This window comes from Kitasatospora sp. NPDC047058 (genome assembly GCF_040643935.1).
Classification (GTDB): domain Bacteria; phylum Actinomycetota; class Actinomycetes; order Streptomycetales; family Streptomycetaceae; genus Kitasatospora.
In genome coordinates, this window is sequence record NZ_JBEYVJ010000042.1 from 25,888 (window position 1) to 38,857 (window position 12,970).

The 12,970-nt window shown below is 70.6% G+C and carries 17 protein-coding genes; 9 read left to right on the forward strand and 8 right to left on the reverse strand.

Annotated elements, in window-relative coordinates; translation table 11 throughout:
• Positions 1-275: 275 nt before the first annotated feature.
• A complete protein-coding gene (locus tag ABZ885_RS09450) occupies positions 276-1,181 on the reverse strand; it encodes a menaquinone biosynthesis protein (protein ID WP_360185508.1) in 906 nt (301 codons plus the stop codon).
• 322 nt (positions 1,182-1,503) lie between these two features.
• Between ABZ885_RS09450 and ABZ885_RS09455 the strand changes: the two genes are divergently transcribed.
• The 4 genes from ABZ885_RS09455 to ABZ885_RS09470 all read left to right on the forward strand — a co-directional run bounded on the left by ABZ885_RS09455 (position 1,504) and on the right by ABZ885_RS09470 (position 4,261).
• Positions 1,504-1,707 (forward strand): cold-shock protein, encoded by a 204-nt coding sequence (locus ABZ885_RS09455; RefSeq protein ID WP_238951231.1) that lies wholly within the window; start codon positions 1,504-1,506, stop codon positions 1,705-1,707.
• Positions 1,708-2,119: 412 nt separating this feature from the next.
• Positions 2,120-2,476, forward strand: coding sequence for a DUF6234 family protein (locus tag ABZ885_RS09460; RefSeq protein WP_360185511.1), 357 nt, complete (start codon positions 2,120-2,122; stop codon positions 2,474-2,476).
• Positions 2,477-2,644: 168 nt separating this feature from the next.
• On the forward strand, positions 2,645-3,052 hold the full coding sequence (locus tag ABZ885_RS09465; RefSeq protein WP_360185514.1) for a VOC family protein: 408 nt from the start codon (positions 2,645-2,647) through the stop codon (positions 3,050-3,052).
• A gap of 399 nt (positions 3,053-3,451) precedes the next feature.
• Positions 3,452-4,261, forward strand: a complete 810-nt coding sequence (locus ABZ885_RS09470; RefSeq protein WP_360185517.1) for a hypothetical protein — start codon at positions 3,452-3,454, stop codon at positions 4,259-4,261.
• A 90-nt stretch (positions 4,262-4,351) separates the two neighbouring features.
• Here ABZ885_RS09470 and ABZ885_RS09475 read toward each other — a convergent pair whose 3' ends face one another.
• Genes ABZ885_RS09475 through ABZ885_RS09485 form a run of 3 tightly spaced genes read right to left on the reverse strand, consistent with a single transcriptional unit; the run spans position 4,352 to position 5,841 of the window.
• Entirely contained in the window at positions 4,352-4,678 is a 327-nt protein-coding gene (locus ABZ885_RS09475) for a hypothetical protein (protein ID WP_360185520.1), read from the reverse strand.
• A 58-nt stretch (positions 4,679-4,736) separates the two neighbouring features.
• A complete protein-coding gene (locus ABZ885_RS09480) occupies positions 4,737-4,928 on the reverse strand; it encodes a DUF397 domain-containing protein (protein WP_360185522.1) in 192 nt (63 codons plus the stop codon).
• A complete protein-coding gene (locus tag ABZ885_RS09485; RefSeq protein WP_360185553.1) occupies positions 4,921-5,841 on the reverse strand; it encodes a helix-turn-helix transcriptional regulator in 921 nt (306 codons plus the stop codon). Before ABZ885_RS09485 ends, ABZ885_RS09480 begins: the two co-directional genes overlap by 8 nt.
• A 263-nt stretch (positions 5,842-6,104) precedes the next feature.
• Here ABZ885_RS09485 and ABZ885_RS09490 point away from each other — a divergent pair, with 263 nt between their 5' ends.
• The 4 genes from ABZ885_RS09490 to ABZ885_RS09505 are packed head-to-tail and all read left to right on the forward strand — an operon-like array spanning position 6,105 to position 7,220.
• Complete coding sequence (locus ABZ885_RS09490; RefSeq protein ID WP_360185525.1) at positions 6,105-6,473, forward strand: ATP-binding protein; 369 nt, start codon at positions 6,105-6,107, stop codon at positions 6,471-6,473.
• Positions 6,470-6,754 carry a hypothetical protein gene (locus tag ABZ885_RS09495; RefSeq protein WP_360185528.1) on the forward strand — a complete coding sequence of 95 codons (285 nt, stop codon included), beginning with the start codon at positions 6,470-6,472 and terminating at the stop codon, positions 6,752-6,754. Before ABZ885_RS09490 ends, ABZ885_RS09495 begins: the two co-directional genes overlap by 4 nt.
• Entirely contained in the window at positions 6,742-6,963 is a 222-nt protein-coding gene (locus ABZ885_RS09500) for a hypothetical protein (protein ID WP_360185531.1), read from the forward strand. The genes ABZ885_RS09495 and ABZ885_RS09500 overlap by 13 nt, the downstream gene beginning before the upstream one ends.
• Positions 6,960-7,220 carry a hypothetical protein gene (locus tag ABZ885_RS09505; protein WP_360185533.1) on the forward strand — a complete coding sequence of 87 codons (261 nt, stop codon included), beginning with the start codon at positions 6,960-6,962 and terminating at the stop codon, positions 7,218-7,220. Before ABZ885_RS09500 ends, ABZ885_RS09505 begins: the two co-directional genes overlap by 4 nt.
• Positions 7,221-7,272: 52 nt before the next feature.
• Here ABZ885_RS09505 and ABZ885_RS09510 read toward each other — a convergent pair whose 3' ends face one another.
• From ABZ885_RS09510 to ABZ885_RS09520, 3 genes are all read right to left on the reverse strand, one after another.
• Positions 7,273-7,887 (reverse strand): hypothetical protein, encoded by a 615-nt coding sequence (locus tag ABZ885_RS09510; protein ID WP_360185536.1) that lies wholly within the window; start codon positions 7,885-7,887, stop codon positions 7,273-7,275.
• 212 nt (positions 7,888-8,099) lie between these two features.
• The gene (locus ABZ885_RS09515; RefSeq protein ID WP_360185539.1) at positions 8,100-8,606 is read right to left on the reverse strand and encodes a DUF2199 domain-containing protein; all 507 of its coding nucleotides are present in this window, start codon (positions 8,604-8,606) and stop codon (positions 8,100-8,102) included.
• Between the two features lie 146 nt (positions 8,607-8,752).
• Positions 8,753-10,093, reverse strand: coding sequence for a dicarboxylate/amino acid:cation symporter (locus ABZ885_RS09520; RefSeq protein ID WP_360185542.1), 1,341 nt, complete (start codon positions 10,091-10,093; stop codon positions 8,753-8,755).
• A 437-nt stretch (positions 10,094-10,530) separates the two neighbouring features.
• Between ABZ885_RS09520 and ABZ885_RS09525 the strand changes: the two genes are divergently transcribed.
• Positions 10,531-11,745: an MFS transporter gene (locus ABZ885_RS09525; RefSeq protein ID WP_360185545.1), complete on the forward strand. Its 1,215-nt coding sequence runs from the start codon at positions 10,531-10,533 to the stop codon at positions 11,743-11,745.
• 165 nt (positions 11,746-11,910) lie between these two features.
• Here the strand turns inward: ABZ885_RS09525 and ABZ885_RS09530 are convergent, their stop codons facing one another.
• Entirely contained in the window at positions 11,911-12,774 is an 864-nt protein-coding gene (locus tag ABZ885_RS09530) for an alpha/beta hydrolase (protein WP_360185548.1), read from the reverse strand.
• Between the last annotated feature and the right edge of the window lie 196 nt (positions 12,775-12,970).

Here is a 12,970-nt window from a genome sequence, read left to right on the forward strand (position 1 = left end):
CGCTCCCCTCACCCGCTCGCACCGGCAGTGCCACCACCGGTGTCGGGTGCAGACGCTACCGGGCGGCGGGGTCGGGAACTGCCACAACCTGTGACAATTCCCGGAGAGAGCCGGACCATGACCGGCAGGCCCGCCCACCGCCGGCCCCGAGCCCGCCGAGGCCGGCCCGCCCCTGCCGGGGACAGGCCACCCCGGAGCGTCAGTCCATGGCCCGACCGTCAGTCCACAGCCTGACCGTCAGTCCACAGCCTGACCGTCAGGCCACGGCCCGGGCGTCAGGCCACGACCGACGCGGCCACGGGCTCCAGCAAGCGGAGCTCGACGTCCGGCTCGAAGCCGCTGTCGTGGGCGACCCGGCGGGCGAACTCGGCGACGCCGGCCAGCTGCCGCTCGCCGAGCGAGAAGTCCAGCGCCTGGCTGAAGTACCGCTCCAGCACGCCGGCGTCGAAGGCCTCCCAGCGGGCCGCGTGCTCGGCCACCTCGCGGGCCTCCACCAGCGAGAGGTCGCGGGACTCCAGGAAGGCCCGGTGCACCGCCGCCGTCAGCTCGGGGCGGCGCTCGGCGAAGTCGCGGCGGGCGGCCCAGACGGCGAAGACGAAGGGCAGTCCGGTCCACTCCTTCCACATCGCGCCGAGGTCGTGCACCACCAGGCCCTTCGCCGCGGCCTGCCCCAGGTAGGCGCGCAGGGCCGGGTCGCCGATGAGCACGGCGGCGTCGGCCTCGGCGAGCATGGCGTCCAGGTCGGGCGGGCAGCTGAAGTACTCGGGCCGGACGCCCTCGCGCTCCTCCAGCAGCAGCCGGGCCAGCCGCACCGACGTCCGACTGGTGGAGCCCAGGGCGACCCTGCGACCGTCCAGCTCGGCCAGCGGCAGCTTGCTGACGATCACGCAGGACATCACCGGTCCGTCGCTGCCGACCGCGATGTCGGGCAGGACGAGCAGTTCGTCCGCGTGCCGCAGGTACTCCACGCAGGTGATCGGACCGATGTCGAGAGAACCGCTGACCAGCTGGTCGCTCAGCTTCTCCGGGGTGTCCTTGGTGAGATCAAGATCGAGCAGATTGCCGGTCCTGGCCAGGCCCCAGTAGAGGGGGACACAGTTGAGGAACTGAATATGCCCGACCCGCGGCCTGACCGGGGTGTTCTCCTGGGGCTCCTGCGTTTCCGCATCCGGTACCGCCACTGCGCCGCTCCCTTGCTGTTCGTGCGCCTCCACGCAGCGTATGCCCGCGGTTCCGGAAGCCTCGCACCGGCCTTACGACACGCCCTGTCCGGCCCGCAAGTCACCCCTGGTCGTCACAGCGACCGCATGCTAGCGTTGCCCTCAGTTGCAGTTTGATTCCCCTTGCAGTACTTGAAGCCTGCGGAGCATGTAACCGCGGGCTTTTTGTAGTTTTTCAGCAATATCGAAAAACTCCGGACCCGTCCGGAGGCAGGGCGATCAGCGCAGCGGACCGGGCGCCACACGGTGTGGTCCCCAACACGTCCCTCGCAAGGAGAACGGCATGGCTCAGGGAACCGTCAAGTGGTTCAACGCTGAGAAGGGCTTCGGCTTCATCGCCCAGGAGGGCGGCGGCCCCGACGTCTTCGTCCACTACTCCGCCATCAACGCGAACGGTTTCCGCTCGCTGGAGGAGAACCAGGCGGTCACCTTCGACGTCACCCAGGGCCCGAAGGGCCCGCAGGCGGAGAACGTCACCGCTATCTGATCATCCTCTGATGGCCTGATCGCTCGGGACCCCTTCGGGTCCGCCGACGGCCTCTCGGCCGTCATCATGAGCACAGAAGCAGTACCCAAGGGGGCCCGTCCATCGACGGGCCCCCTGCCTTTTGCCCTGCTCTGGGCTCGCGCTCCCCAGGCCCGTACTCCTCATGGGAAGCAGCGAGGCGCACTTCCGGGTCGGCGGAGCGGACCAGAAGGCCTACACCGGACTCCCGAAGGGCCGTAGCGACTGGGAGGACGGCTACAACCGCACCCCGTCCCACGGCCGACTTCCTGCTCCGCGCGCTGGCCGGGAGGCTCGTTCGCGCCCTCACGGTGCCGCGAACTGCCGCCGGGTACGGGAGAAGTGAGTATCCGTACTCAGGACCGTGGTGGAGGCGGGTGGCCAGAATCGGCGGGTGACCGAGACCCCTTCCCCTCGCGGGCGCCGCTGGCGGCCCGGACCGACGTCCACCGGCGCCGATGTGGCGCTCGGCGTGTTCGTGCTGATCGTGCTGGCCGGGTTCTTCGTGTGCGGGGAGTTCGGGGCCGCGATGGAGAAGTGGGCGCGGTCCTACGACGGCCTCGCCGGGCAGGAGGAGATCCGGCGCATCCGGCAACAGGAGGCCAACTCCCTCGGATACCTCATGGCGACCACCCTCGGCCTGGCCGGCGTGGCGGTGTGGGCCCGCCGCCGGTGGACCGCCGGACTGATGGTGGTCGGGATGCTGGCCTTCGTGGTGCTGCTGGGCCTGATGCAGCACGCCAACCGCTGACCCGGAGCAGGACGTCGGACCGGCCGACTTCCTGCTCCGAGCGCTGGTCGGGAGGCTCGTCGCAGCTTCTTCCGTTCGCCCGTCACATTCCCCGGACGGGATCCGTCGGCGAAGTGACGCGGCAGGACGCAGAGCGCCCGCTCGCGCGACCGACGACGGGAGAAGACGATGCTGAGCACCATCATGTACACCACGCTGTATGTCACCGATCAGGACCGCGCGCTGACGTTCTACACGGAGCAGCTCGGCCTGGAGAAGCGCATCGACTACCCCGGCCCCGACGGGCGCTTCCTCACGGTGGGGGTCCCGGGCGGTGCGGTCGAGATCATTCTGTGGTCGCACACCGCTTCGGCCGGGCAGCCGGTCGAGGCGAAGCCGGACACCACCCCCGGTCCGGTCATCCTCGAATCGGACGATCTGAGGGCCGACTTCGAGGTGTTCCGCGAGCGCGGCGTGACGTTCGACCAGCCCGAACCGGTGGAGTACCCGTTCGGGGTCCGCATCGAGGCCGTGGACCCGGACGGCAACCGGATCTCGCTGCGCGAGCGCAAGCAGCCCGGCAGCGGCAACGGCTGAGCACCCGGGCGCCGGCCGCGTTCCGGGCGGCGCCGAGGGTTCGTCCGGTTGGGCCGTCCCGGAAAGCCTCGGGCGGCCGACCGGAGGACGAGGTCGCGAGCGCATGTGCGGCTTCCAGAAGCAGTGGTGACGTCGCATCCGCCCCCGAAGACTCTCCGAATGAGACGACTTCCTAACCGTCTGATGATCATCTCTGTACTTGTTCGCCGGAGATTTGCGATAACTTGGCACGCCTCAGCGCGGTGATCCACCCGCGGGCGGCATCCGCCCCACGGGTTGGGCCGAATCCCTCAACCAGGGATCGTTGCTGATCACTGCAGCGGGGGCCTCGGTGAGCACCACAACCGAGCTCTGGCATGGCAGTTGTACCGTGATCCAAATCAAGGGGGACCCTTCACCATGCGTGCTTCGCACAAGCGCTTCCTCATGACGGCCGTTATGCCGGTCGCTCTCCTCGGGAGCATGGCTGCCCAGTGCGGCCCCGACAACTCCGACCCGAGCGCCCCCGCGACCGCCACGGCCGCACCGACGGGAACGGCGGCGCCGGCCGGCACGGCTGCACCGGGCGGGACTGCCGCACCTACGGGCACGGCCGCACCGGCCGGCACCACCGCACCGACGGGCAAGCCGGGTCCGGTGAAGGCCCTGTCGAACGATGAGCTCACCAAGGCCATGCTGACCAAGGCGGACGTGCCTGGCACCACGAACTCCGAAACCCGTCCGGCCGGCGGTGACAGCAAGGACGTCGCGGACAAGCCCGAGTGCCAGCCCGTGCTCGACCTGATCGACACGATGAACGCCGCGACGAAGCCGACCGCGGCCGTGGAGGGCATGTTCAAGACGGGTAGCGGCGGGGTCATGGTCGTGCTCAACCAGTTCGGTGCCGGCCAGGGCGAGAAGGCCATGTCGTCCGCGGCGGCCGCGCTCGGGTCGTGCCCCAGCATCCCCAGCACGGTCCCCGGGAACGGTAACTCGAAGTCCACGATGTCCGTGTCGAAGCTGAGCTACTCGACGCTCGGCGACGCGACTCTGGCCTTCAAGGTGTCATTCGCCACCGAGTCGGCGGCGGGCGAGTACTCCTATGTCTTCGTCCGGAGCGGGGATGCTGTGATCAACATCAGCAACGTGGCGAAGGGGTCTGTGCCGCAGCCGGACCAGGCTGTGGTGAAGAAGCAGCTCGACCTGCTGAAGGCCGCCCAGCAGCACTGAGCCACCGACGCGGACGGCGAACCCCTGGGGTGCATGCTCCAGGGGTTCAGCCATCCCATGCCCGAAAGGGCGGGAGCGCCAGGACGGCCCCTAACCGGCGCCGGTGGCCGGCTCCTTGCGGAACCAGACGCCCACGCGGCCGCAGTCGAGACAGAAGTCGTTGATCCAGCGGCCGGGCTTGCCGTGGTGCTCGGTGACCGGGGTGGCCACCTCGTAGACGTAGTCATCCTCGCCGCACCACGGGCAGATGATTTCGCGCTCCTCGTAACGGTGGAGCGTCTTCAGCTCGGTGGGCTTGCTGCTCTGCCGGTAGCCGAACCAGTCGCACACGCGGCACTGCAGCCAGCTCATCCCCGGGCGGCGGCGCAGTTCGCCACGCAGGTAGCCGGTTTCGCCCCCGCATTCCGGGCACTCCATGACGCCCCCCTTTCCCCGCGGCCCCTCGCTCAGTTGAGAGCGAGGGGCCGCAATGCTGCTACACGAGGTGGTCGAACTCGCCGGCCTTAACGCCCTGGACGAACGCGGCGAACTTGGCCGGAGTGGTGCGGACGATGACCTCGCCATCATCGGACTCACGGAGCTCGATCAGCCCACCCACAGTGCGCACCTCGATGCACTCGTCATTCGCGCTGGAGTAGCGGGACTTCTGCCATGCAGGACTAGCCATGCTTGTTTTCCATTTCCTTCTTGATGGATCGGATGAAGTCTCGGGACTCCGCTTCCGAGAGGGCGGCCGAATCGCACCGGGCCCGCAGGGACCGGAACCTTGCCATGTGGGCAGGGGCGTCGAAGATTCGGCCACCAAGACCCGTGTCCGACTGGGCCCCGTCGAGCTCAGGGACCGGACCCTCGGCGTATGTGAAGTTCTCGCTGGAGCTCGGCATGGCGTCGATGTCGAACGGCACCACTCGAACCGAGATAGTTGGCTGCTCCGAATCCGCGATGAGAGCGCCAAGCTGTTCGACAAGGACAACTGGTCCACTGAACTGCATGCGTAGTGCGGCTTCGTGAATGAACGCAGAGTAGGGCGTTGCGCCGGACCGAACCACACGCTGCCTCTGCATCCGGAACGCCGTCCTGCGATCGACCTCATAGTGGGGCAGCGGCGGGAAGGTCTGAGCGAAGACCGCAGAGGCGTACGAGGCGGTCTGCAGAAGTCCAGGCACGAAGGCCATCGTGTAGGTGGTGAGCCTTCGCGCTTGGCTTTCAAGCTCGGCAACCTCAAGGAAGTCCGTTGCCAGGATTCCGCGGTACTCCTCCCACCAACCGGGCTTCTCTGGTTCCGCGATGATGTCAGAGAGGGCGTTGATCAAGGGCTCGTTGACACACATGCACGTCGCGGCAATCGTGCGTAGCCGCTCGACGCTGACAGCAGACTTCCCGTTCTCCATCTGGGTCACCAAGGCAGGAGTCACCCCGAGCAGACGGGCGAGTTGACTGCCGCCGAAGCCAGCTTGCTCTCGCATCCTCCGCAGTTCGGCGCCGAGGCGACGCTGATGAAGGGTTGGGGTTCGAAGAGCCATGGCGTCCTCTCTGCAGGCACAGAGGCCAGTGTGCCGCGCCGCTCGCGCAGGGGCCATCCGGAGGCCAGGGGAGCAGTGTCCCACGCGAGGGGGAACCTTCTCAGATCCGAATTAACTTTAAGAGCGGATGCGCTATGGTCTTCATCACAGCGATCCGACGGATCGTCAGTAACGCCTGTTCCCCCGGCAGTAGGCGCCTGCTGCCCGCGCACCGCAGAGCAGCCACGCGTGACATCAAACCAGCCCCGCCCTGGCCTGGCTCACGGCGACGATTCCGCCGATCAACGAATCCACCACACCACCTCATCCGGAGGTTCCCCATGTGTGCCTTCAACCCGCCCGACTGGTCGGCCGCCCGTGAGGAGCTGCGGGCCACGCTCACCGCCGCCGGCTGGCCGGACGACCTCATCCACGACGCCGAACTCGCGCTGCACGAGATCTTCGTCAACGCCTGGCGCCACGGCGGCAGCCCCGCGCCGCTGGTCGTCGTGCTGCTCCTGAACCGGACCCTGCGAGTCTCGGTCGCGGACGACAGCCCGGCCTTCCCCGAGCCCCGCCTCTCCGCCGACCCCTACGAGCTCTCCGGCCGGGGCCTCCACCTGGTCCGCTCGCTCACCCACCGGTTCGGCGCCGACCCGCGCAAGCACGGCGGCAAGTCCGTCTGGTTCGAGCTGGACGCCGCCGCGTGAACGACGACCGCAGCCACGGCCCCAGCCGCCACCGCACCCCCGTCGCGCCCGACGACCCCCGGATGCGCACCTACACCGAGCCCGAGGTCACCGCCCTCCTCCGCGAACTCGACGAGTACGGTCACGAGTTCGGCATCCGATGGGGCTCCGCCACCACCCACCACAGCACCGTCGACGGCCGCGTCCTGGTCGACTTCGGCGCCGCCCCCGTCGCCACGCTCGTCAACCTGCTCGACCTCCTCCGCACCACCACGAGGGCGGACCAGTCGTGGAACTCCTGAGCCCGCACTCCGAGCGCACCACCGCCGCCTACCTCGCCGTGGAGCGCGTCCCCGACGCCGCCGTCCAACTCCGCATGGCCGTCGACCTCGACGTGCACGCCGGCCCCGGCGAACAGCTCGCCTTCGCCCTCACCCGCGACCAGGCCCACGAGCTGCTCCACGGCCTCGCCGCCCACCTCGGCCACCGCATCCTCGGAATCCACCCGTGAACGCCTTCGCCCTCACGGCCTTCGGGGTGCTCGTCGCGCTCGCCATCGCCACGGTCGCCCTCGGCGTCGTCACCGCGCTCAAGGTCACCGCGGACGCCACCGAGCCCCCGCCCATCACCCGGCACGGCCGCTGGGAGCTGCGCCGGCTCCCCGACGGCACCCACGAGTACGCCTGGATCGCCCGCCAGGCGGGCCGCTTCGGCCCCGAGATCGGGCGGCCGCCCACCATCTGCGGCCGACACCGCATGCCCAACTGACCCCCGCACACGGCACACGGGCCCTCGCCACCACGGCGAGGGCCCGCCATCCTCACGCCCCAGCACCCCGCACAGGAAGTCGGTCCGGCCGACTTCCCGCTCCTCCCTCCACCACCCCGAGCGCCGGGAGGCCGGGCAGCGGCACGTACCCCGGCAGCACCAGGAACGCGAAGACCAACTGCCCCACGATCAACAGCAGCAACGGCCAGAGCCCGGTGGCCAACATCATCAGCGTCGGCGCGGCGATCGGCAGCAGACCCACGAGCACCCCCACCCGGGCACCGCGCTCCGCGCGAGGGGCCTGGACGAGCAGCAGCACGAGGGTGGGAAGGTGTACCCAGAGCACCACCATGCCGAGCACCACGAGAATGGTTTCGAGCCCCTGGGCCTCCCGCCCGCCCGGCAGCACCAGCCACAGGATCAGGCCCAGCAGCAGGAGCGGCGTCAGGCAGCAGACGAGGTACTGCACCGCGGCCTGTCCGAACCACCGCATCTCCGCTCGGAACCGCGCCTTCGACCGGCGGACCACCAGCCGGCTCGCGAGGAACAGTCCGGTCACCGCGCCCGACGCCTCCAGCGGGGCGAGGCTCCAGATCTCGACCGGTCGCGCCGGGAGGCACCACGCCACCAGTACGACCGGCTGCGCCGCGACCAGCACCGCCCCCACCGGCCGCCACCACACCCGTACGCCCGCCAACCGACCCACCCAACCCAGATATTGAACGCGTTCAAAATCGAGACAGATGTTACTCCGCCACCCCCGACACAACACCCCCCACCCGGACCCGGCCGCCACACCACGGCACGACACAGCGCAGCACAGCAAACGGGCCCCACCGAAGCCGGACTCGTAGCCGGCTCCGGCGAGGCCCGCCGCCTTCAGCCGCGCAGCAGCGCGTCCGCGAACTCCCGCACCCGGTCCATCGTGATCCCCTCGCGCTGCTCGACCGCGAGCGGGTGGTCGGTCGGCTCCAGTTCGATCAGCGGACGCCGCCCGACGGCCTGCGTCAGGACATGGGTCTTGAGCAGGAGGGTGGAGTCCGGATACAGCGGCAGCTCCGTCGAGAGCCAGCCGAAGTACGGGGGCTCCTGCTCGCGTGCCGGGTCCTCCCAGAGGTCGTGCATCCGGGCGAAGTTCGTCTCGCTCAGGGAGACCCAGACCCCCCAGGCGAAGGTCTCACCGCTGTCGCGCACCGGGATCTCGATCAGGCCGTGGACGTAGAAGTGCCGACCCTTGATCATGCACAGGTCGGGCGTCAGCTCACTGTCCCGGCGCCGCGCGTACCGGGGCTTCCAACCCACCGGGGCCGGGGCTCCGTAGGACAGCGGCGGGCCCTCGTGGACTTCGGCGCAGCAGGCACAGGCGTGGGAGTGGTCGGCAGACATGACGCCGAGCCTAACCAGCAGGTCAGCGACCACATCGAACCCGCCCCACCCCCGACGAAGCCCGTCCCGCCTCCGCAACGAAGCCCCCCGACGAAGCCCGCCCCCGTGCCGGGCGGCACGGGGGCGGGGCTCCTGCAGAACCGGGGTCAGGCGGTGGCCGCGGCCTTCGCCGACGCCTGGGCCGGGATCGCGACCGGGCTGTCGAGCAGGTCGCCGGTCGGGTTGTTGTAGGCGACCAGGTCGAGCGTCTTCTCGCGGGCGGCGACCAGGACCGGCACCAGCGCCTGGCCGGCGACGTTCGTGGCCGTCCGCATCATGTCCAGGATCGGGTCGATCGCCAGCAGCAGGCCGACGCCCTCCAGCGGCAGGCCCAGGGTCGACAGGGTCAGCGTCAGCATCACGATGGCGCCGGTCAGACCGGCGGTCGCGGCCGAGCCGATGACCGAGACGAAGGCGATCAGCAGGTAGTCCTTGACGCCGAGGTCGATGCCGTACACCTGGGCGACGAAGATCGCGGCCAGCGACGGGTAGATCGCGGCGCAGCCGTCCATCTTGGTGGTCGCCCCGAACGGGACCGCGAAGCTCGCGTACTCACCCGGCACGCCGAGCCGTTCGGTCACCCGGCGGGTCACCGGCAGGGTGCCGACGGACGAGCGCGAGACGAAGGCCAGCTGGATGGCGGGCCAGGCGCCCTTGAAGAAGTTCAGCGGGTTGAGGCCGCCGGCGAACTTCAGCAGCAGGGAGTAGACGCCGAACAGCACCAGCGCGCAGCCGACGTAGATGTCGACGGTCAGGGTGGCGAAGGGCTCCAGCAGGTCCCAGCCGTACTTGGCGACGGACTTGCCGATCAGGCCGAGCGTGCCGAGCGGGGAGAGCCGGATGACCCACCACAGGGCGGTCTGCACCAGCTCCAGCACCGACTCGCTGAGCCTGAGCACCGGCTCGGCCTTGCTGCCGAGCTTGATGATCGCGGCGCCGGTCACGATAGCCAGGAAGACGATCTGCAGCACCTCGACCTCGGTGAAGGCGGTGACGATGTTGGTCGGGAAGATGCCGGTGAGGAAGTCGACCCAGCTGCCGGTGGACTTCGGCGGCGCCAGGCCCTCGGTCTTGAGGTTCGTGCCCTCGCCCGGGTTGGTCAGCAGGCCCAGGCCGAGGCCGATCGCGACGGCGATGAGCGACGTGACGGCGAACCAGAGCAGGGTCCGGACGGCGAGCCGGGCCGCGTTGGTGACGTTCCGCAGGTTGGCGACGGACACCACGATCGCGGTGAACACCAGCGGCGGGACGGCCAGCTTGAGCAGCTGGACGAAGATCTTGCCGATCGTCTCCAGGGTGGTGGCCAGCCAGGAGATGTCGGCGGCGCGGGCCAGGTAGCCGAGGCCGACGCCGAGGGCGAGGCCGGCGACGATCTGGACCCAGAAGGGCGTCTTCCGGACGCGGGTGAGCACGGAGGGCGACGAGGTCGCCTCGGGCGCTGTGGACATGACGGTGCGACTCCGGGGGAGGGCGAAGCTGATGGTGGGGTGGGACGCGGGAAGGCGGCACGGCGCGCGGGCCGGACGGTCAGGGGCCGGCCCCGGTCAGGGGCGTGCCGCCCGCATACAGCTCATGGCGCGACAACGGCGCGGGCTGTCCACAGCACCCGGCAGGCAGCACCGGCGGGCGGCGCCGGGCGTGGTGCCCAGGCCGTTCATCCGGGGTGCTCCTGAGGTGGTCATGGCCGACACGTTAGCAGTAAAGGTTTGAGATGTTCAAAGTTGTTGTTTGAGGTAACCCGCGCACTCCGATCAATTCCGGACACGAACGAAGCTGACGCACCATCAGATCTTCGGACCCGTCCGATTGACCGCCTGCCGGTTATACGTATAACTTGGACGGAGTCCCCCTGCCCACCCCTGCCCGGAACCGGAGAACCGCGCCCATGGGCTATGTCGCCCTGCTCCGCGCCCCGCACGTCAGTCGCCTCCTCCTCGGCACCCTGCTCGGCCGCCTCCCCGCCGGCATGACCGCCCTGGTGATCGCGCTGGCCCTGCGCGAGGCCGGAGCGCCGTACAGCCGGATCGGGCTGGCCACCGCCGCCTACGCGATCTCGGCCGCCGTCGGCGGGCCGGTGCTGGGCCGGATCGTGGACCGCACCGGACAGCCGCGGGTGCTGCTCGCCGCCGCGGTGGTCGCCGGCGGCGGCTACGCGCTGCTCGCGCTCGCACCGGGCTCCGCGCTGGCCGCACCGCTCGGCGCCGCCGTCGCAGGCCTGGCCATGCCGCCGCTCGAACCCTGCCTTCGCTCACTCTGGCCGGATGTCGTCGAAGAGGAGCAGCTCGACACCGCGTACGCGTTCGACTCCGCCTCGCAGCAGATCCTCTACGTCGCCGGACCGCTCGCGGTGGCCGGCATCGCGGGCGCGGTCAGCCCGGTCGCCGCGCTCTGGGTGGCCGCCGGACTGGGGCTCGCCGGGGCACTGATCGTGGCCACCGCCGCGCCGGCCCGGGCCTGGCAGGCGCCGCCGCGCGCGCACTCCGCCGGACTGCTCGGGCCGCTCCGCTCCCCCGGGCTCGTCCTGCTGCTGATCGGCCTGGCCGGTGCCGGCTGGGCGGTCGGCGCGCAGAACGTGCTGTTCATCGCCTACGCCGAGGCGCACGAGGGCGCCCTGCCCGGCGGCGCCGGCACGCTGCTGGCCCTGGCCGCGCTCGGCGGGCTGCTCGGCGCGCTCGCCTACGGCGCGGTGCGGTGGCGCAGCAGCACCGCCACCCGGACCTGGGTGATGGCGGTCGGCATGGCGGTCTCGTACCTGCCTCTGGTGGTCGTGCCCGGGCCGTGGGCGATGGCCGGGCTGGCCTTCCTCTCCGGGATCGGGCTGGCACCGCTGCTCGCGGCCGCCTTCGTCCTGGTCGCCGAGCTGGCGCCGGCCGGCACCGTGACCGAGGCGTTCGCCTGGCTGGTGACGCTCTTCGCGACCGGCAACTCGCTCGGCTACGCCGTCTCCGGCCACCTCGCCGAGGCCTCACTGAAGTCGGTGGCGCTCTGCGCGGCCGGCGGGATCGGGCTCGGCGGGCTGCTGCTGTTCGGCGCCCGCCGCTGGTTCCGGCCCGCGCCGGTGGCCACCGTGCCGGTGGCGGAGCCGGTACCGGTGGGCTGAGCGCCCGCCCCCCCAAGACGCGACCGCGCCCGTCGGACAGGTGGTCTGGCCGACGGGCGCGGTCGCTTTGCCCTCGCCACGATCGCTCTGCCTTGACCACGGTCGCATTGCGTCGACCACGGTCGCTCTGACGTCCGGCGGCCGCCCGGTCCTCCCGGTGATCGCTCAGCGCCCCCCGCGGCCGAGCGCGGCGACCTCGCGCACGGCGTCGGCGATGGCCGGGGAGTCCTTCTTCAGAAGCGCACCGTGGTTGCTCGCGACCTTCGCGCTGATCCTGATGTTCGGGTTGCGGGCGGTCACCCCGTCGAGGCTGGCGCGGATCCGCTCCTGCTCGTCACCTCGGCTCCCGAGGGACGTGCCCGAGGCGACCACGTACCGCACCGGGACGGTGATGCCGTCCAGCACGGGCCCCAGCTCACGCTCGCGGGAGATCCTGCCGACCTCGATGTTACTGTCCGCCATCTGCTCGGCAGTCATCCGCGGGACCAGGCCCGTCGGGCGCGCCAGCGGCAGGAACCGGCCCCACTGGCGGAACTGCTGGCGGATCCGCTGCTCCATCGCCTCATCCAGCCAGTCGTACGGGTACGCGCCGTCGACCATCACCGCGCCCAGGGCGCGCTCCGGATTCCGCCGGGCCCAGTGCGCCGCCAGGTACGCCCCGTAGGACCAGCCGACCACCAGCGCCCGGTCCACACCCCTGGCCGCGAGCACGGCGTCGACGTCCCGGACGGCGGCCTCGAAGGAGTAGTCGGCCGAGCGCCCCGACTTCCTGCCGCGGGCCCGCTCGTCGTAGGTGATGTGCCGCCACCCCGTCCCCAGCCGGGCGATGACCCGCCGCCAGTAGCCCTGGGTGGCGAAGTGGCCGTTGAGGTAGAGCACCGGGATGCCGGGGCCGCCGGTGTCGGTGACGGCCAGGGCGGTGTCGTCGACCGGCACCATGCCGGTCCAGGTCGCACCGGCCGAGGTCGCACCGGCCGAGGTCGCACCGGTCGAGGTCGAAGCGGCCGAGGTCGTGCTGTCGTTCGTCATGTGTTCCCCCTGCTGGCGTCGGGGCCGGGCGGCCCTGGCTCGGCTCGTGTCGTGGTTCGGGTCGTGTCGTGGTTCGGCTCTCGTCGCGGCCCGGCGGTCGGCCAGGCCGGTGGTGTCAGAGGCTGCGGGCGGTGATGTCGCCGTGCTGGGTGGTGGCGCGGATGTCGAGGCCGGGGGTGCCGTCGTTGCGGAGGGC

Bases quoted from the DNA above. Each gene is read 5' to 3' on its own strand.
- ABZ885_RS09455 (WP_238951231.1), top strand. From the start codon at position 1,504: ATGGCTCAGGGAACCGTCAAGTGGTTCAACGCTGAGAAGGGCTTCGGC.
- ABZ885_RS09465 (WP_360185514.1), top strand. From the start codon at position 2,645: ATGCTGAGCACCATCATGTACACCACGCTGTATGTCACCGATCAGGAC.
- ABZ885_RS09470 (WP_360185517.1), top strand. From the start codon at position 3,452: ATGCGTGCTTCGCACAAGCGCTTCCTCATGACGGCCGTTATGCCGGTC.
- ABZ885_RS09475 (WP_360185520.1), bottom strand. From the start codon at position 4,678: ATGGAGTGCCCGGAATGCGGGGGCGAAACCGGCTACCTGCGTGGCGAA.
- ABZ885_RS09480 (WP_360185522.1), bottom strand. From the start codon at position 4,928: ATGGCTAGTCCTGCATGGCAGAAGTCCCGCTACTCCAGCGCGAATGAC.
- ABZ885_RS09485 (WP_360185553.1), bottom strand. From the start codon at position 5,841: ATGGCCCCTGCGCGAGCGGCGCGGCACACTGGCCTCTGTGCCTGCAGA.
- ABZ885_RS09490 (WP_360185525.1), top strand. From the start codon at position 6,105: ATGTGTGCCTTCAACCCGCCCGACTGGTCGGCCGCCCGTGAGGAGCTG.
- ABZ885_RS09515 (WP_360185539.1), bottom strand. From the start codon at position 8,606: ATGTCTGCCGACCACTCCCACGCCTGTGCCTGCTGCGCCGAAGTCCAC.
- ABZ885_RS09520 (WP_360185542.1), bottom strand. From the start codon at position 10,093: ATGTCCACAGCGCCCGAGGCGACCTCGTCGCCCTCCGTGCTCACCCGC.
- ABZ885_RS09525 (WP_360185545.1), top strand. From the start codon at position 10,531: ATGGGCTATGTCGCCCTGCTCCGCGCCCCGCACGTCAGTCGCCTCCTC.
- ABZ885_RS09530 (WP_360185548.1), bottom strand. From the start codon at position 12,774: ATGACGAACGACAGCACGACCTCGGCCGCTTCGACCTCGACCGGTGCG.